This is a genomic window from uncultured Brevundimonas sp., assembly GCF_947305955.1.
In the GTDB taxonomy this organism is placed as follows: domain Bacteria; phylum Pseudomonadota; class Alphaproteobacteria; order Caulobacterales; family Caulobacteraceae; genus Brevundimonas.
The window spans coordinates 35,468-52,254 of record NZ_CAMZFB010000009.1 but is presented as its reverse complement, the minus strand read 5'-3'; the positions used below and the strand labels follow the sequence as shown (position 1 = coordinate 52,254).

16 protein-coding genes are annotated in these 16,787 nt (G+C 63.5%); 6 read left to right on the top strand and 10 right to left on the bottom strand.

The window, feature by feature from the left end; genetic code table 11:
- Positions 1-11: 11 nt before the first annotated feature.
- The 5 genes from sdhA to Q0Y42_RS04120 form a co-directional block, all read right to left on the bottom strand.
- Complete coding sequence (gene sdhA / locus Q0Y42_RS04140; protein ID WP_297800495.1) at positions 12-1,796, bottom strand: succinate dehydrogenase flavoprotein subunit; 1,785 nt, start codon at positions 1,794-1,796, stop codon at positions 12-14.
- Between the two features lie 6 nt (positions 1,797-1,802).
- The gene (locus tag Q0Y42_RS04135; RefSeq protein ID WP_292052932.1) at positions 1,803-2,192 is read right to left on the bottom strand and encodes a succinate dehydrogenase; all 390 of its coding nucleotides are present in this window, start codon (positions 2,190-2,192) and stop codon (positions 1,803-1,805) included.
- On the bottom strand, positions 2,189-2,650 hold the full coding sequence (gene sdhC / locus Q0Y42_RS04130; protein ID WP_297800492.1) for a succinate dehydrogenase, cytochrome b556 subunit: 462 nt from the start codon (positions 2,648-2,650) through the stop codon (positions 2,189-2,191). The genes Q0Y42_RS04135 and sdhC overlap by 4 nt, the downstream gene beginning before the upstream one ends.
- A gap of 116 nt (positions 2,651-2,766) precedes the next feature.
- The gene (locus Q0Y42_RS04125) at positions 2,767-3,204 is read right to left on the bottom strand and encodes an HIT domain-containing protein (protein WP_297800489.1); all 438 of its coding nucleotides are present in this window, start codon (positions 3,202-3,204) and stop codon (positions 2,767-2,769) included.
- A gap of 3 nt (positions 3,205-3,207) precedes the next feature.
- Complete coding sequence (locus Q0Y42_RS04120) at positions 3,208-3,939, bottom strand: EcsC family protein (protein WP_297800487.1); 732 nt, start codon at positions 3,937-3,939, stop codon at positions 3,208-3,210.
- 142 nt (positions 3,940-4,081) lie between these two features.
- Here Q0Y42_RS04120 and mdh point away from each other — a divergent pair, with 142 nt between their 5' ends.
- Positions 4,082-5,044, top strand: coding sequence for a malate dehydrogenase (mdh, locus tag Q0Y42_RS04115; RefSeq protein WP_292052922.1), 963 nt, complete (start codon positions 4,082-4,084; stop codon positions 5,042-5,044).
- Between the two features lie 133 nt (positions 5,045-5,177).
- Here the strand turns inward: mdh and zapE are convergent, their stop codons facing one another.
- Positions 5,178-6,293: a cell division protein ZapE gene (zapE, locus tag Q0Y42_RS04110; RefSeq protein WP_297800484.1), complete on the bottom strand. Its 1,116-nt coding sequence runs from the start codon at positions 6,291-6,293 to the stop codon at positions 5,178-5,180.
- A 145-nt stretch (positions 6,294-6,438) separates the two neighbouring features.
- On the opposite strand from zapE, the gene Q0Y42_RS04105 reads away from it, so the two are divergent.
- The 3 genes from Q0Y42_RS04105 to Q0Y42_RS04095 all read left to right on the top strand — a co-directional run bounded on the left by Q0Y42_RS04105 (position 6,439) and on the right by Q0Y42_RS04095 (position 9,104).
- Positions 6,439-7,485: an aspartate-semialdehyde dehydrogenase gene (locus Q0Y42_RS04105; protein ID WP_297800482.1), complete on the top strand. Its 1,047-nt coding sequence runs from the start codon at positions 6,439-6,441 to the stop codon at positions 7,483-7,485.
- Between the two features lie 82 nt (positions 7,486-7,567).
- Positions 7,568-8,533 (top strand): EamA family transporter RarD, encoded by a 966-nt coding sequence (rarD, locus tag Q0Y42_RS04100; protein WP_297800479.1) that lies wholly within the window; start codon positions 7,568-7,570, stop codon positions 8,531-8,533.
- A 31-nt stretch (positions 8,534-8,564) separates the two neighbouring features.
- On the top strand, positions 8,565-9,104 hold the full coding sequence (locus Q0Y42_RS04095; protein WP_297800477.1) for a nuclear transport factor 2 family protein: 540 nt from the start codon (positions 8,565-8,567) through the stop codon (positions 9,102-9,104).
- Between the two features lie 26 nt (positions 9,105-9,130).
- On the opposite strand, the gene Q0Y42_RS04090 is transcribed toward Q0Y42_RS04095, so the two are convergent.
- The 3 genes from Q0Y42_RS04090 to Q0Y42_RS04080 all read right to left on the bottom strand — a co-directional run bounded on the left by Q0Y42_RS04090 (position 9,131) and on the right by Q0Y42_RS04080 (position 13,283).
- The gene (locus Q0Y42_RS04090; RefSeq protein ID WP_297800536.1) at positions 9,131-10,270 is read right to left on the bottom strand and encodes a serine hydrolase domain-containing protein; all 1,140 of its coding nucleotides are present in this window, start codon (positions 10,268-10,270) and stop codon (positions 9,131-9,133) included.
- A gap of 71 nt (positions 10,271-10,341) precedes the next feature.
- Positions 10,342-11,988: a M28 family peptidase gene (locus tag Q0Y42_RS04085; RefSeq protein ID WP_297800474.1), complete on the bottom strand. Its 1,647-nt coding sequence runs from the start codon at positions 11,986-11,988 to the stop codon at positions 10,342-10,344.
- Between the two features lie 65 nt (positions 11,989-12,053).
- Complete coding sequence (locus Q0Y42_RS04080; protein WP_297800470.1) at positions 12,054-13,283, bottom strand: TIGR03862 family flavoprotein; 1,230 nt, start codon at positions 13,281-13,283, stop codon at positions 12,054-12,056.
- Positions 13,284-13,329: 46 nt separating this feature from the next.
- Here Q0Y42_RS04080 and greA point away from each other — a divergent pair, with 46 nt between their 5' ends.
- Positions 13,330-13,809 (top strand): transcription elongation factor GreA, encoded by a 480-nt coding sequence (gene greA / locus Q0Y42_RS04075; RefSeq protein ID WP_297800467.1) that lies wholly within the window; start codon positions 13,330-13,332, stop codon positions 13,807-13,809.
- A gap of 70 nt (positions 13,810-13,879) precedes the next feature.
- Here the strand turns inward: greA and Q0Y42_RS04070 are convergent, their stop codons facing one another.
- A complete protein-coding gene (locus Q0Y42_RS04070) occupies positions 13,880-15,508 on the bottom strand; it encodes a leucyl aminopeptidase (protein ID WP_297800464.1) in 1,629 nt (542 codons plus the stop codon).
- A gap of 318 nt (positions 15,509-15,826) precedes the next feature.
- Here Q0Y42_RS04070 and Q0Y42_RS04065 point away from each other — a divergent pair, with 318 nt between their 5' ends.
- Positions 15,827-16,768, top strand: a complete 942-nt coding sequence (locus Q0Y42_RS04065) for a LysR substrate-binding domain-containing protein (protein ID WP_297800462.1) — start codon at positions 15,827-15,829, stop codon at positions 16,766-16,768.
- The last annotated feature ends 19 nt before the right edge of the window (positions 16,769-16,787 follow it).

The following is a 16,787-nucleotide window of genomic DNA, read 5'->3' as shown; positions in this document are numbered from 1 at the left end:
TCAAATCCTCCTTAGTACACGCGGGCCTTGGGCTCGATGTACGAGACCTCGTCCGACATGGTGTAGTTGTGAACCGGACGGTAATCGATCTGGACGTTCTCGCCCGGACGCTTCCACGCCAGGGTGTGCTTCATCCAGTTGGTGTCGTCGCGATCCGGGAAGTCTTCACGGGCGTGAGCGCCGCGGGACTCGGTACGGTTGGCAGCGCCCTCGATGGTGACCATAGCCTGAGAAATCAGGTTGTCGTACTCGAGGGTTTCCATCAGGTCGGTGTTCCAGATCAGGCCACGGTCCGTGGTCTTGATGTCCGAACCCGCTGCGTCGATGGCGCGCAGCTTCTGAACGCCCTCTTCCAGCGTCTTGCCGGTACGGAACACAGCGGCGTCCGACTGCATGGCGCGCTGCATCGACAGACGCAGCTCTGCGGTCGGGGTCGAGCCCGAGGCGTAACGGAAGCGGTCGAAGCGGGCCATGTGGGCGTCGATCTGCGACTTCGGTGCGTCTTGCACCTTGGCGTTCTTGTCGACGACTTCACCGCAGCGCAGGCCGACGGCGCGGCCGAACACCACAAGGTCGGTCAGCGAGTTGGAGCCCAGACGGTTGGCACCGTGCACCGAGACGCAGGCGGCTTCGCCCACGGCCATCAGGCCCGGAACCACGCTGTCGGGGTTGCCGTCGCGCAGGGTCAGCACTTCGCCGTGATAGTTGGTCGGGATACCGCCCATGTTGTAGTGGACGGTCGGCAGAACCGGGATCGGCTCCTTGGTCACGTCCACGCCAGCAAAGATCTTGGCGCTTTCCGAGATACCCGGCAGGCGGGCGTGCAGGATGGCCGGATCCAGGTGGTCCAGGTGCAGGTAGATGTGGTCCTTGTTCGGGCCAACACCGCGGCCTTCGCGGATTTCGATGGTCATCGAGCGCGAGACCATGTCACGCGGAGCCAGATCCTTAACCGTCGGGGCATAGCGTTCCATGAAACGCTCGCCTTCGGAGTTGGTCAGGTAACCGCCTTCACCGCGGGCACCCTCGGTGATCAGGCAGCCTGCGCCGTAGATGCCGGTCGGGTGGAACTGCACGAACTCCATATCCTGCAGCGGCAGGCCGGCGCGCAGCACCATGGCGTTACCGTCGCCGGTGCAGGTGTGGGCCGAGGTGGCCGAGAAGTAGGCACGGCCGTAACCGCCGGTGGCCAGAACGACCATCTTGGCGCGGAACTGGTGCATCTGGCCGTTGTCCAGCTGCAGAGCCGTCACGCCGGTGCAGGCACCGTCTTGCATGATCAGGTCGAGGGCGAAGTATTCGACGAAGAACTTCACTTCGCGACGGACCGACTGGCCGTACAGGGTGTGCAGGATGGCGTGGCCGGTACGGTCGGCGGCGGCGCAGGTGCGCTGCACCGGACCTTCACCGAAGTTGCGGGTCATACCGCCGAAGGCGCGCTGGTAGATCTTGCCTTCCTCGGTACGCGAGAACGGCACACCCCAGTGTTCCAGCTCGTAAACGGCCTGCGGCGCGTTACGGACCAGATATTCGATAGCGTCCTGGTCACCCAGCCAGTCCGACCCCTTGACGGTGTCGTACATGTGCCATTGCCAGCTGTCTTCGCCCATGTTGCCCAGCGAAGCCGAGATACCGCCCTGGGCGGCCACGGTGTGCGAGCGGGTCGGGAAGACCTTGGTAACGCAGGCGACCTTCAGGCCCTGCTGGGCGGCGCCGAGAGCGGCACGGAGGCCGGAGCCACCCGCACCGACGACAACGACGTCGTATTCGTGATCGATAAGCTCGTAAGCAGCCATGGTCGATTAAGCTCCTGCGGCCAGCGCAGCGGCGGCGCGCACGATGAAGAAGATGCTGGCAGCAGCCAGCGCAACAAAGACGATCAGGGCGACGACGCTCAGCGACTTGCGCGACGACGGCGCAGGTACGTAGTCCTCGATGATCACCTTCCAGGCGAGGTAGGCAAAGCCGAAGAAGGCCAGAGCCGTGACGATGGCCAGACCGATGTTCAGCTTGTTGGCGAACCATGCGGCGACCGTGGCAGCGTCGGCACCGGCGAGGGTGAAGCCGGTCGAGGCAACCCACAGGCTCAGCGGCATCAGAAGCAGCAGAAGCGCTTTTTCGAGCTTCCACTCACCGGCACCGTGGCGCTCGGAGATCTTCACATTGTTTTTGAACTTAGGTGCAGCGCTCACAGCGAAACCTTTCCGGTTGCGAACAGGGCGACCCAGAACAGCACGGCCAGAACCAGCGGGCCCCACACAGCAATGCGCGACAGCAGGTTGGCCGACTTCACGGTCAGGCCGTGGCCGAAGTCGTTGATCAGGTGGCGGGCGCCGTTCAGGAAGAACGAGAACAGCACGACGGTCAGGCCGAAGCCGACAATCAGGCCCAGCGGCGAGGCGAGGCAGACCTGCAGCTTGGTCAGGGCCTCTGCGCCATTAGCGGCGGTGGCCAGCCAGCACAGGACCAGAACCGCGCCGACCGTGGCCGCGCCAATGGTCACGCGGAACAGGATCGAGGCCACCATGGTGATGTGCCAGCGCCAGATCGAAGTGAAGGGCGACATCGGCGTGACGTGCCCGTTGGGGTGGCGGACATAACGGCCGGTGCGGTCGCCGTTAGCCCCACCCGCTGCCTGATGGTTCGACATGCGAATGATTCTCAAAAAACCTGTGGAAATTCAGGGTCAGACTGTTGCAAAGGCTTTTGTGCCGTGCAGCAGGCGATGTCAACGAACCCACGCCGATAGTCGGATCATAAAGTTCGTCAGGCGGTAAGATGATGGGATTTGACCGCCGCGATACGGCCTTCAAGGACCGCGGGTTCACAAAAAATTGCCCCGGGCCGCCCCCAGACAGGATCGGGCCACAGAGGGTCATCGCGGCGTCGGCCCACCACATGGACATGCAGTTGCGAGGTCACATTGCCTATTGCCGCAGTGTTGATCTTGTCGATCGGCGCGCCTTCGGCCTGCGCCATCGCTGCGACCAGACGGCCCGCCTCGACAGCCTCTTCCATCAGTTGCGCCCGCTGATCGGTCGTCAGGTCCGCAAGCTCGACCGCGCCCTCTACGCGAGGCAATAGGATCAGCCAGCAGAAACGCCCGTCATTCTGGAGACGGACCTGACACAGCGGCCAGTCGGTCACATGAAGGGAGGCCGCCTCGAAGGCAGGGGCGGCTTTAAAGGCATCGGCTGGGACCATAATCTAGACCTCGTTGAACCAGCGCAGTCGATAGGCCTGAACCGCCGTCTTGGCCAGACGCGAGGTCAGCCGCCAGTTGACCACCGCCCCGACGGGCGCGCCGATCACGGGTAGAAGCTGCAACAGCTTGGCGACGTCCATATAGTCCCTGTATTCGAGCTGGAACCTACGCCAGTCGATCTCGACCGGCTCATCGTCCGTCTCGGGAATGCTGGCCTCCAACGCGGCCAGAGCAGCGGGGCGTTGCCTCGCGCTGGCAAAGGCCAGATGGAAGATGCGCAGGATAAAGAGCCGCTCGGCCGGATCACGGCTGTCAAAGCCATAGGCCGCGCAGATTTCAAACAGCAGCTTGATCTTGATCGCCATCAGGGTCGGAAGGTCCGCCGCCGCCAGCACAAAACCGCCCGCACCGGCCACGGCCCCCTCGATGCCCGCCGTGGTGCGATAGGTCTTCATCAGATCGAGGATGGCCTTTTCTCGCTCTTCCAGCGTGCCTTCGGTACGCGGCCCGCCCGCGATCCAGCCCGATCCTGTCATGATGGCCTTGGTCATCTGTTTCATGACCGCTGTGACCGTCTTGTGAACAGGCTCGGGAATGATGTTGTTGATCTTGTCCTGCGTGGCACGGGTCGATCTGTCCCACAGCCCCGGTTGTTTGTGCTGACGCGTCCGCCAGCTCAAAGCTTGAGCTAACGCCTTGTTTTCATAAGCGGTCGGAGTGGACTGGGAGTTCATAAGCCAAGCTACCTTGTGGTGGGACGCCGTATTGAAGACCAAAGCCCAAACGCGGGAGACTTGCTCCCGCTCCCTAGCGGGTCTAGACCGCCCGCCATCGAATAGTGTTTCGCACACGCAACATCGACTGGAGAGACCTTAAATGGCTCGCGCAAAGATCGCCCTTATCGGCGCCGGTATGATCGGCGGCACCCTTGCCCACATCGCAGCTCGCGAAGCTCTGGGCGACGTCGTTCTGTTCGACATCGCTGAAGGCACCCCGCAAGGGAAAGGTCTGGACATCGCCGAAGCTTCGGCCGTCTTCGGTCAAGACGTGGCCCTGAAGGGCGCCAACGACTACGCCGACATCGCTGGCGCAGACGTCTGCATCGTCACCGCTGGCGTGCCGCGCAAGCCGGGCATGAGCCGCGACGACCTGATCGGCATCAACCTCAAGGTCATGAAGGCCGTGGGTGAAGGCATCAAGCAATACGCTCCGAACGCCTTCGTGATCTGCATCACCAACCCGCTGGACGCCATGGTCTGGGCTCTGCAGAAATTCTCGGGCCTGCCGAAGGAAAAGGTCGTCGGCATGGCTGGCGTTCTGGACTCGGCTCGTTTCGCCTACTTCCTGGCTGAAAAGACCGGCGTGTCGGTTCAAGACATCCACGCCTGGACCCTGGGCGGTCACGGCGACGACATGGTCCCGATGGTTCGTCACTCGACCGTTGGCGGTCTGCCGCTGCCGGACGCTGTGGCTGCCGGCTTCCTGTCGCAAGCTGATCTGGACGCTATCGTCGAGCGCACCCGTAAGGGCGGCGGCGAAATCGTTGCCCTGCTGAAGACCGGCTCGGCCTTCTACGCTCCGGCTGAATCGGCCATCGCCATGGCTAAGTCCTACCTGCTGGACCAAAAGCGCGTCCTGCCGTCGGCTGTTTACGTCTCGGGCGAATACGGCCTGAACGACCTGTACGTCGGCGTTCCGGCCCTGATCGGCGCTGCTGGCGTCGAGAAGATCGTCGAGTTCACCACCAACGACGAAGAAAAAGAGATGTTGGCCAAGTCGGTCGCATCGGTCCAAGGCCTGATCGAAGCCTGTAAGGCTGCCGATCCGTCGCTGGCTTAATACTGGCCCGCTGCGCGGGCGGAGCGAGAGATCGCTACCGCTCGCGACGCGGTCGCTCACTGCTTGAGCGATCTCGCGCTGGATAAGATTAAGGGCCGCTCCAGTTTCTGGAGCGGCCCTTTTTCTGTGTCGGTCAGTGGGATTTCAGAGCCTCTGGCTCGTGTTCGAGCCAGCTTTGGCTGCGCATTTCGTTGAGGCGCGAGACGGTGCGTTCGAACTCGAAGGCGCCGTCGCCTTCGGGGTAGAGGACTTCCGGCTCGGCCTCGGCCAGCACCACCAGTCGGGTCTTGGCCTCATAGAGGGCGTCGATCAGGGTCACGAGGCGGCGGGCTTCCTGACGGTTGTTCGGACCAAGGCGCGGGACGCGCTCCAGAAAGACCGTATGGAAGCGGCGAGCGATGGCCAGATAGTCCTGCGGGCCCAGCGGTCGCCCACACAGATCGGCAAAGGTCGCGCGGGCCATACCGCCCACGGTGCGTTCGACCACCACTTCGCGGCCCAGCACCGTCAGGGTCGTCGGCTCTTCGGTCTCGCCACCCTTCAGGTCGGACCACAGGCTCTCAAAGCCCTGAACAGCACCCTCGCTGTCAGTGGCAAACCACACCTTGTCGCCCGACAGGCGATCGAGACGGAAATCCTTGGCCCCCGCCGTTTCGGTCACCACCAGCCTTTGGCGCAGGATGTCGATAAAGGGCAGGAAGAGCTGGCGGTTGAGACCGTTCTTGTACAGGTCCTCCGGCGCGCGGTTGGAGGTGATGGCCATCACCACCTTGCGCTCGAACAGGGCATCGAACAGGCGCCCGAGGATCATGGCATCGGCGATATCGGTGACCTGAAGCTCGTCAAAGCACAGCAGGCGCGTCTCGGAGGCGATCAGTCCGGCAATCGGCGGGATGGGATCATCGCCCTTGTGCGTGCCGAACACGGCCTTGCGCTGGAGCTTGTCGCCCTCGCGCCATTGGCGGACCAGATCATGGATGCGGGCCATGAAGGCGTGGAAGTGGGCGCGGACTTTGCGCTGTTCCGGCGTCGAGGAATAGAACAGGTCCATCAGCATGGACTTGCCGCGACCGGGCGGACCCCAGATGTAGATGCCGCGCACTTCCGGCACAGAGCCGAACAATCCCTTCTTGGCCAGATCGTTTTCCAGCCGCTCCAACTCCGCAATCAGCCTTTCCTGAGCGGGATCGGGGTTGATCACCCCCTCTTCGAGGCGGATGTCATAAGCATTACGGATGCGCGAAGTCATGCCGCCGAAATAGCCCTCAGAGCCCCCTGTTGGAAGCCGCAGTTCGTTAAATCAGTCCGGCTTGGATAATTTTGGTTGCACCGCACACTCGAAAGCACCACATGACAAGCTCTCTTTGCAACCATCCCAGAAGGTAGATTTTATCATGGGCTATCGCGTCGCCATCGTAGGCGCCACCGGCAATGTCGGTCGGGAAATGCTGGCCATTCTCGAGGAACTGAACTTTCCCGTCGAGAAAATGCACGCGATTGCTTCACGAAAATCGAAAGGCATGGAAGTCGCCTGGGGCGACAAGACCATCAAGTGCGAAGACATCGAGGCCTTTGACTTCTCGCAGGTCGATATCGTTCTGATGTCGGCAGGCGGCGACGTGTCGCGCGCATGGTCGGAAAAGATCGGCAAGCTCGGCCCGATCGTGATCGACAACTCCTCGGCCTTCCGCAAGGACCCCGACGTGCCGCTGATCGTGCCGGAAGTGAACCCGGACGCGGTCAAGGACGCCAAGAAGAAGAACATCATCGCCAACCCCAACTGCTCGACCGCGCAGCTGGTCGTGGCGCTCAAGCCGCTGCACGATGCCGCCAAGATCAAGCGCTGCGTCGTCTCGACCTATCAGTCGGTTTCGGGTGCCGGTAAGGAAGGTATGGACGAGCTGTGGAACCAGACCAAGGCTGTCTATGGCCTTGGCGACACCACGCCGAAGAAATTCCCCAAGCAGATCGCCTTCAACGTCATTCCGTACATCGGCTCGTTCCGTGACGACGGCTATACCGACGAAGAAGCCAAAATGTGGGACGAAACCCACAAGATGCTTGATCCGGACATCAAGCTGACCGTCACCTGCGTGCGCGTGCCGGTGTTCGTCGGCCACTCCGAGACCGTCACGGTCGAGTTCGATCGTCCGATCGAGCCGGACGAGGCCCGCGACATCCTGCGCGAGGCACCGGGCGTGCTGGTCGTCGATAAGCTGGAGCACGACGGCTATGTCACGCCGGTCGACGTGGCTGGCGAGCATCCGGTCTATGTCTCGCGTATCCGCAAGGACCCGACCGTCGAGAACGGCATCACCTTCTGGTGCGTCGGCGACAACCTTCGCAAGGGTGCGGCGCTCAACGCCGTCCAGATCGCCCAGCTTCTGGACGAGACAGGAACGATCACGCCGAAGTCCGGCGTTCGCACCCTGATCGTCTGATCCTTCAGCGCCCCGTGGAAACACGGGGCGTTTTTCCTGTGTTCGCCTTCAGACCGGATGCGCCGGTCCCCAAGAGTGTCTCGTGACGACCCAAAACGCGCCCTCGGGCACCCAGACCGCCATTGCCGCCGGTGTCCTGTGCTATCTCATCTGGGGCTTTGTCCCGCTGGCCTTCCAGCAGATGTCGCATCAAGGCGCATCGGCGTGGGAGATCATGGGCCACCGCGCCGTCTGGGGTGTGGTGTGGGCGCTGCTGCTGGTCATCCTCGCCAAGCAGTGGGGACAGACGCTGTCTATCCTGCGTAACCCCAAGACGCTGGGCTGGCTGGTGCTGTCCGCCGCCATCATCGCGGGCAATTGGATCATCTATATTCTGGCGGTGAACAGCGGCCGCACGCTGGATGCCTCGCTGGGCTATTATCTGAACCCGCTGCTGAACATGGCGGCAGGCGCTTGGATTTTCCGCGAGAAGATTTCCGGTGCGGGCAAGATCGCCATGGGTCTGGCGGCTATCGGTGTGGTGATCCAGACCGTCGCACTGGGCCATGCGCCGTGGATTTCACTGGGTCTGGCCCTGACCTTTGCGGTCTATGGCATCATTCGCAAACGGGTTCAGGCCGATGCCCAGACGGGGCTGTTTATTGAATGTCTGGTCCTGACCCTGCCGGGTCTGGCCTATATGATCTGGCTGGAGAGCAGCGGAAACGGCCACTTTACCGCATCGGCGGCGTCCATGTTCTGGCTGCTGGCAGCCGGTCCCATCACGGTCATTCCGCTGATGCTGTTTTCGTGGGCAGCGCGACGTATCCCGCTTTCCAGCATGGGCTTCCTGCAGTTTCTGGCCCCGACCATCGTATTCGTCATCGGCACGGTTCAGGGCGAGCCGCTGAACCCGCTGCGTATCCTGTCCTTCGTCTTTATCTGGGCGGCTGTGGGTGTGTTCATCTATGGCGCACTGACCTCGGCCCGCCGCAAGGACGCCGCGCCCGTGGTTGCCGAGCCGGAACCGGGTCTGGTCGAGGATGTCGACGACGTCGCGCAACGTTGAGTTCTGCACCGATAACGGATTAAGACAGATCATGATCTCATCTCGCCTGCTGCCCGCACTCGCCTTGTCGTCGATCCTGCTCGCAGGCGCACCTGCCTGCGCCACGACGCAGGACGAGATTGTCCGCACCTCCAACCAGCCTCCGGCACTGGAAGCGCGCGAGGAAGTCAGCCTGTCGCCCAGCCAGCATACGGCCCAGCTGTTCACCCAGATCAGCGACACCCTCGATGATGCGGCGGCGGCTTGGTCATCGGGCGATGTCGACCAGATCATGAAATTCTATGCCGAGGACCAGCCCCTGCTGGTGCTCTATGGCGACGAGCCTCTGAAGGGGCCGGAGCCGGTCCGTGCATGGCTGGAAGCCCGCAGCGCGCGCGCCGGCGGCCTGGGCACGATGAACTATGAGTGGTTCGAGACGCTACAGCTGGACGACTATACGGCGGTGACTTCGGGCCGAATGATCATCACCGTCAACGGCCAGAACCAGCGCGCCCTGTTCACCCGCCTGTTGCGCCGCAGTGCCTCGGGCTGGGAAATCCTGCACGACCAGATCGCCCTTCCAGCCCAATAGGCTGACGGCGCAGTAAAAAGGGGCGCTTAGAGCGCCCCGTAAACCGCATTGACCAGACGCACGGCGCGCGGATCGCCCAGCAGGTGGGGCGACTGGCGGTTCATGACATAGGCCCCCGAAATGCGGGCCTTGGCATCCGCCCACACCAGCGATCCGCCCCAGCCACAATGGCCAAGTGTATCGGCATTGGGGCCAAAGATATTCAGGCCCTCATTACGCATCAGACCCGCAGCCCAGCTGAGATCGAACGGCAGGATCTTGTCCGGTCCGTGGATGCGTTCCTTGGACAGGGCCGCAAGGGTTTCAGCCGACAGGAAGGTCTCGCGGCCCAACTGGCCACCATTGGCGATGATCGACAGAAGACGCGCCAGATCGGCCCCCGAGGCATGCATATTGGCCGACGGGATTTCCGCCTGACGCCATTCAGCCGAGCCACGCCCGCCCGGTGCTGCGCCGCGATTGACGAAGGCCGCCATCTTGAGCGGGTCCAGCTGCCCCAGATTGGGCAGGGCGCTGGGGCGTTTCATCTCGGCGGCGCGGTCGTGCTCGCTGACGGGCGTGCCGATCCACAGATCAAGGCCGAACGGCTCGCAGAAATCCTCACGCAGGGCCGTGCCCATGGTGCGGCCATCCAGACGGCGGAAAATCTCGCCCGCCATCAGGCCAATGGAAATGGGGTGATAGCCCGACGCCGTGCCCGGCTCCCACATCGGCTTCTGCGCGGCCAGACGCGCGACCACGGCGGGCGGGTCATACCAGATTGAGGGATCGACCGGTTCGTCAAAGCCCGGCAGGCCGGACTGGTGGCTCATCAACTGGCCGATGGTCAGCTGATCCTTGCCGTTCTGGCCGAACTCGGGCCAGTGGTCGACAACCTTGTCCTCGTAGGACAGACGTCCCTCTTCGACCAGACGCGCCATCATCAGCGCCATCACCGCCTTGCCGCTGGAGAAGATCGGCACCAGCGTCGTCTGGCTGAACGGCACCTGTCCGGCCGTATCCGCCGATCCGCCCCACAGGTCGATGACCGTCTCGCCCTCGATGGTAATCGAAAAGCGCGCACCGACCTCGTTCAGCCCTTCAGGCGCGTCGGTGAAATTGGCTGCAAAGGCGTCCTTCACAGCGGCGAATTGGTCGGGGCAGATGCCGTGGATTTCGGTCGTCATAGACACGGTTTACCGCGTGCCGGAACCAAGGTCACCCTACGATCGCAATCGACCGCAGGGGACCGGATGGATCAGGGGCGGCGGCGGTCTTCGGACTGCTTGCGAACGCCCTCGAACTCGCTGCCCGCCACCCATTGCGGCCAGTCGCGGCTGTCTGCCAGTTGGCGGCCTACCTCATAGATCAGCTGCACATCCGCAGCGGCGGCCTTCATGGTCCAGTCCGGTGTCCATTCGTCCTGAGGGGTGTGATAGCGGTTGGCCACATAGTCGCGGCTGGCCTCGTTATGGCCGGTAAAGCCCGCAGCGGCGAACAGGGCCGGAACCCCCGAGCGGGCCAGCGGGAAGTGGTCCGAGCGATAGAAGGCACCCGCCTGCGGGGCCGGATCGGGGATCAGGCGACGGCCCTCGCGCGCCGCGAATGGCAACAGACGGCCATCCAGATCGGACTTGCCCGCACCGATCACCACGATGTTCGGATCGATCTCGTCACCCGGCAGCAAGCTGTCCATGTTGATGTTGGCGACCGTGGTTTCCAGCGGATAGACGGGGTTGGCCGCATAGTATTCAGCGCCCAACAGGCCGGTCTCCTCGGCCGCCCACGACACGAAAACGACCGAGCGTTTGGGCTTTTCACCCGCTGCAAAAAGGCGGGCGATCTCGAGAATACCCGCCACACCCGTCGCATTGTCGACGGCAGCGTTATAGATGTCGTCGCCGTTCTTGGGCGTGCCACGGCCATAGCCGTCCCAGTGCGCGCCAAACATCACCGTCTCTTGCGGATGCTCGGTTCCGGTGATGCGGGCGATGACGTTTCGGGTCTGGATACGGTCAGCCTTTTGGCCGAACTCGATATTCATGGTCACGCCGTCCAGCTCGACCGGACGGAAGTCACGGCTGCGGGCTGCAACGCGCAGGGCATCAAGATCCAGACCGCCCAGTTGCAGCAGTTTTTGCGTCGCCTCGCCGGAAATCCAGCCTTGGGCCGCCACGCGCTCCTTTTCCGGATCGGCGCGGACGATATCGAGGTCCGGTGCCGTCGAGGACCCTGCTAGCGTCGACCACGGATAGCCCGCACCCGCCGTGTCGTGGATGACGAATACAGCCGCCGCGCCTTGCGCTGCCGCTTCCTCGAACTTGTACGGCCAGCGCCCGTAATAGGTCATGGCCTGACCATCAAAGGTATTGGCGACAGGGTGGCCTTCGGGTGCGCCAAAATCGGGGTCGTTGACGATGACAAGGATGACCTTGCCGCGCACATCGACGTCCTTGAAATCATCCCAGCCCCGCTCAGGCGCGCTGACGCCATAGCCCGCAAACACCACCGGTGTGTCCTTCAGCGAGATGCGGTCAACCGGTCGATCCGAGCCGACGATAATGTCGTCCGCGCGGGCAAAGGTCACCGTGCGCCCACCCGCCGAAGCCGTCAGGACGGCAGGGCCGTCTTGGGAGGTGCGCGATACCTCTGCCGTCTGGAACCACGAACCGTCGGGACCACCCGGTTCAAGGCCCAGAGCCGCAAACTGCTGGGCGATCCATTCGACGGTCATGGTCTCAGCGTCCGTGCCCGGAGCGCGACCTTCAAACTCGTCCGAGGCGAGGACGCGGGTAAGATTGCTGAGACGTTCGGGATCGACACGTTCCTGTGCGACCGCAGCCGAGGTGAGGGCCGAACTGGACAGCAGTACGGTGGCCAGGGCCACAGCGGCGGTACGGAACATGATCTTTCTCCTACGCAGAAACCGTAGTTCTACGCTGCATCAGATCACGCGCAGGTGTCGAGGACTTATTGCCCCGCGCGGCCTTCCAGATAGGCCGCCACGCCATCGGCAGCCACCACTGCCGATGCAAAGCAGGCTTGCAGCAGATAGCCGCCCGTGGGGGCTTCCCAGTCCAGCATTTCCCCGCACACGAACACGCCCGGCAGGGCCGTCAGCATCATGTCCGGCCCATATTGGCTGGCCGAAATGCCGCCCGCCGAGGAGATGGCACGGTCCAGTCCACGCGGCGCGTTCAGCGTGACAGGCACCGCCTTGATCAGGCGCGCCAGTTCATCGATGTCATGCGGCAGGGGGCCACCCTCGCGCATCAGGGCCACAGCCACGCCGTCCAGCTTCAGCGCCTTGCGAAGATGGTTGGACAGGCTGTTCTTGCCCTGCGGTTTGGACAGGCGTGTCACCAGCGTCTGATGGTCCAGATCGGGCCGCAGATCGATATGGATCGTCGCCGCGCCATTGGCCGCTATGTCCTCACGGATAGCCGAGGACAGAGCATAGACGGCCCCGCCCTCCAAGCCGTATTGCGCCACCATGGCCTCGCCCCGCGCATGGCTCTCCTTGTGGGAGACGGCGATATTCTTCAGCGGTTGGCCCGCATATTTTTCTGCCAGAACGGGCGACCATTTGGCTTCAAAGCCGACGTTGGAGGGGCGGAAGGTTTCGACCTCCACACCCTTGGCTTTCAGCCACGGCACCCATGCCGCATCCGAACCCAGACGCGCCCATGAGGCCCCGCCCATGGCCAACACAACAGCATCCGCTGTGATCTGTTCGGCACCGTCCGGCGTTTCAATTGTCAGGCTATCGCCATCCCATCCGGTCCAGCGGCTGCGCGTACGGACCGCGACACCCAGCTGATCCAGCCTGCCCAGCCATGCGCGGAGCAGAGGAGATGCCTTCATCGCCTTGGGAAACACCCGCCCCGAAGAGCCGACAAAGATTTCAGCCCCCAAGCTATCGGCCCATTGGCGCAGCGCCTCGGCATCAAACCGGTCGAGCCACGTTGCCACTCGGCTTTCAAGCGCGCCATAGCGGCCATCAAATCGCGGACGCGGCTCGCTGTGGGTCAGGTTCAGGCCACCACGCCCCGCCATCAGGAATTTGCGGGCGACAGACGGCATCTGGTCGTAGACGGTGACCTGATATCCGCTCTGGGCCAGTTGCTCGGCAGCCATCAACCCTGCGGGTCCGGCGCCGATCACGGCAACAGTGGTGGTGAGGGGGGAGGTGGCGTTCATGGCCCCTTCCTAGACCGGATTGCCCGAAAACGGCATATTCGATCGCATGAGCGTTGCCTTTACCCGTGAAGAAGATCTGGAAGCGACCGCCGCCGACCTGGTGGACCGCCCGATCTCGCCGCATCCGAACCTCGTCACAGCCAAGGGGCTGGAGATGATCGAGGCCGAACTGGCGGCCGCCAAGGCCGCCTATGCCGCCGCGCAGGTGACAGGCTCCATCGAGGCGGACCGCACCGCCATGGCCCGCGCCACGCGCGATCTGCGCTATTGGTCATCGCGCCGTGCCTCGGCCCAGCTGGTCGAGCGCCCCGTCGATGGCCGTGTCCGCTTTGGCGGCACGGTGACAATCGAGCGCGAGGATGGCCGCACCCAGACCTTTCGTATCGTCGGAGAGGACGAGGCAGACCCCAAGACCGGATCGGTCAGCCACGTCTCGCCACTGGCACGCGTCCTGATGGGCAAGAGGGTCGATGACGAGGCCGAGCTGGCCGGCCAGACCGTGGCCATTATCGCCGTCGACGCATAAGCCTAAAGACAGCCTCAAAAGAAAAAGGCGGACCGCTAGGCCCGCCTTTTCCTTTTGATATGGAACGGACTTAGTAGCCGCCCTTGCCCTTTTCGCGAGCGATCGGCTGGAAGTCGCGGACGAACTGTTCCAGCAGGCGCACCGACCAACCGGCCGAACCTGCCGGACGCACATCATTGGCTGCGCCATAGGCCATGTTGGCGATGTCGAGGTGGGCCCAAGGGGTCTCGGGGCTGACGAAGTTGGCGACAAAGACAGCGCCCATGCCCGCGCCCGGTCCCGGCTCGCCGCTGTTACGCATGTCCGCAATCGGAGAGGCGATGCGGCTTTCGTAGGACGGGTGGAGCGGCAGTTGCCACACATTCTCGCCCGAGGCCTCGCCCGCCGCGCGCAGCTGCTCGGCGAGTGCATCGTGACGGGTGAACAGGCCCGCATAGTCCGGACCCAAGGCCCCGCCGACAGCCCCCGTCAGGGTGGCCACATCGATGATGGCGGCGGGGTTATAGGTTACCTCGGCCCAATGCAGGGCATCGGCCAGAACCAGACGGCCCTCGGCATCTGTCGAGATGATCTCGATGGTTCTGCCGTTCATGGCGGTCAACACATCGCCCGGACGGATGGCATTGCCATCAGGCATATTCTCGGCGACGGCCGCCACAGCGACCACATCCACCGGAGCGCCCGCCTTGGCCAGCGCCATGACAGCCCCGACCACACCAGCAGCACCCGACATGTCCATCTTCATATTGCCCATATTGGCGCTGGGCTTGATGGAGATGCCGCCGGAGTCAAAGGTAATGCCCTTACCGACCAGAGCGACCGGAGCGCCCGACGCGCCCTGACCCCGATAGCGCACGGCCACCAGCGCAGGCGGACGGGGCGAACCACGGCCCACGCCCAGCAGAGCGCCCATACCCAGACGCTCCATCGCCGCCACGTCCAGAACCTCGACGGTCACACCCGGCACGCCGGCGAATGCCTCGCGCGTGCGTTGGGCGAAGACTTCCGGATAGACGATATTGGCCGGCTCGTTGGAGATGTTGCGGGTCCAGAAGACGGCATCAACAACGTGCGCGCCGCGACCGCGATAAAGCGCCTCGGCATTGGCGTTGTCCGTCACGACGGTGATGTCACCGGGCATGACGGCAGCGCGGGCTTCGGTGTTGTAGAAGTCGACGCGATATTGGCCGATGCCCATACCGGTCGTGATTTCAGCCACCTGTTCGGCAGCCAGACCCTTGGCCGCGACCGTGATGGCCGAGGTTTCGGAAATCAGGGCGCGACCGGCAATCGTGCCTGCGGTCTGATAGTCCGACAGGGTGGCGTCGGTCTTCAGTCCCTGAACATGGATGCGGCTCCAGCCCGCCGTGCCGTAGAGGGTAACCGACTTACGGTTGCCATAGCTGAAGCGGGCGGCCGTCAGGCCCTGGCGGACTGCCGACAAGGTGGCCTCGTCCAGACCCAGATTGGCCAGATCGTCTTCCGAACCCGCAAAGATCACCAGCACGTCCGAGGGGGCGGGCATGGCGGTGCTGAACGCCACTTCTCGCGGCGTGGTATAGCGAGGCTGGGCCCCCGCAGGTGCCGAAACCGCCGTCGTAGCGCGGCGCGTCTGGGCATCCGCAGGCGCGGCGACGCTGAGGCCGCTGGCGACCATAAGGGCCGCGAGGGCCAGTGCAGAGTTTCGGCAAATGGGCATGTGTCGGGGTCCCCTCAAAAAACGGTTTGAAAGGCTTATGCGGTGCGCCGCGTGCGCGGAGCAACTCCCGTCACCGTTGTCGGGCAGTCGGCGCGACGCCGTGTCGCGCTGGTTACAAGCTTGGCCTTTAGGCTCATGGGCGCGGTGACGCCCCTGTCAGCTATCAGGGCACCCAGCCATCCCCATGCGGGCTCCTTATGCGTTCTGTGTGGCTCTTCCATTGTGTGGCTCCGTTTCGTTGCAAGATTTACGGGCCCTATTGGCGAGACGCCGTTATCCGTGCAAACGAGACTCCCGCTCTATGCATAAGGTGGCCTTATGAAAGACATTCTCGGCAGCATTCCCGTGGATGCCCTTCGCGTGTTTGAGACAGCTGCGCGACTTCAAAGCTTTACCCAGGCCGCCACCCAGCTCGGGATGACGCAGGCTGCGGTCAGTTGGCGCATACGCGACCTCGAGGACCGGCTGGGCCATGCCCTGTTTGTCCGCCGCGCCCGCTCTATCGCCCTGACGGATCAGGGAGAGCGCCTTTATCGCCCGACCAGCGAGGCCATGGCCCTGCTGAGACGCGGGGTCAGCGATGTGCTGGAGCTGAACAACAACATCCTCAGCGTCACCGCGCTCCAGACGCTAGCGACACAATGGCTGGCGGCGCGGCTGGGCCAGTTCCAGCTGTCCAATGCCGATCTGGCTGTACGCGTGGATACGGGGATCGCCCTGTCCAACCTGTCGGATGACGGCATGGATGTCGGGTTGAGGTACGGATCGGGCCAATGGAGCGGGATGGAGGCGCGCCTGGTGTTTCCGGCTGTGGCGACGCCGATGTGCTCGCCCGAGGTTTATGAACGTCTCAAGCCCAAGCAGCCGTCCGACCTGAAGACAGGTCCGCTGTTGGGTGATGACAACGAATGGGCCGCTTGGTTCGTCGAGGCAGGGGTCGATGTCAGCCAACCCGCCAACAGCCCGCGCATGATGGCCGACAGCCAGATGATGGAGGTCGCCGCAGCCATGGCGGGGCAGGGGATTGTGCTGGCCTCGCCCATCCTGTTCGCCCGCGAGCTACGCAATGGCCAGTTGATCGCGCCCTTCCGCGAGACCTGTTCCATCGCCCGCGCCTATTGGCTTTGCTACCCGACGGGGCGGCGGCTGGTGCCCAAGATCGCGCGCTTCAGGGACTGGATCCTGCAGGAGGCCCAAGCCGATCCCATCATCGTGCAGGAAGCCCGCCGTGCAGGCGTCCAGATCGGCCAGACGGCATAAGGCGCAAAGAGAAAGGGCG

Coding starts and splice junctions, on each gene's coding strand:
- zapE (WP_297800484.1), bottom strand. CDS start 6,293: ATGACTTCGCGCATCCGTAATGCTTATGACATCCGCCTCGAAGAGGGG.
- Q0Y42_RS04085 (WP_297800474.1), bottom strand. CDS start 11,988: ATGTTCCGTACCGCCGCTGTGGCCCTGGCCACCGTACTGCTGTCCAGT.
- Q0Y42_RS04120 (WP_297800487.1), bottom strand. CDS start 3,939: ATGAACTCCCAGTCCACTCCGACCGCTTATGAAAACAAGGCGTTAGCT.
- sdhA (WP_297800495.1), bottom strand. CDS start 1,796: ATGGCTGCTTACGAGCTTATCGATCACGAATACGACGTCGTTGTCGTC.
- Q0Y42_RS04095 (WP_297800477.1), top strand. CDS start 8,565: ATGATCTCATCTCGCCTGCTGCCCGCACTCGCCTTGTCGTCGATCCTG.
- mdh (WP_292052922.1), top strand. CDS start 4,082: ATGGCTCGCGCAAAGATCGCCCTTATCGGCGCCGGTATGATCGGCGGC.
- Q0Y42_RS04090 (WP_297800536.1), bottom strand. CDS start 10,270: ATGACGACCGAAATCCACGGCATCTGCCCCGACCAATTCGCCGCTGTG.
- Q0Y42_RS04065 (WP_297800462.1), top strand. CDS start 15,827: ATGAAAGACATTCTCGGCAGCATTCCCGTGGATGCCCTTCGCGTGTTT.
- Q0Y42_RS04105 (WP_297800482.1), top strand. CDS start 6,439: ATGGGCTATCGCGTCGCCATCGTAGGCGCCACCGGCAATGTCGGTCGG.
- Q0Y42_RS04125 (WP_297800489.1), bottom strand. CDS start 3,204: ATGGTCCCAGCCGATGCCTTTAAAGCCGCCCCTGCCTTCGAGGCGGCC.
- sdhC (WP_297800492.1), bottom strand. CDS start 2,650: ATGTCGAACCATCAGGCAGCGGGTGGGGCTAACGGCGACCGCACCGGC.
- greA (WP_297800467.1), top strand. CDS start 13,330: ATGAGCGTTGCCTTTACCCGTGAAGAAGATCTGGAAGCGACCGCCGCC.
- Q0Y42_RS04070 (WP_297800464.1), bottom strand. CDS start 15,508: ATGCCCATTTGCCGAAACTCTGCACTGGCCCTCGCGGCCCTTATGGTC.
- Q0Y42_RS04080 (WP_297800470.1), bottom strand. CDS start 13,283: ATGAACGCCACCTCCCCCCTCACCACCACTGTTGCCGTGATCGGCGCC.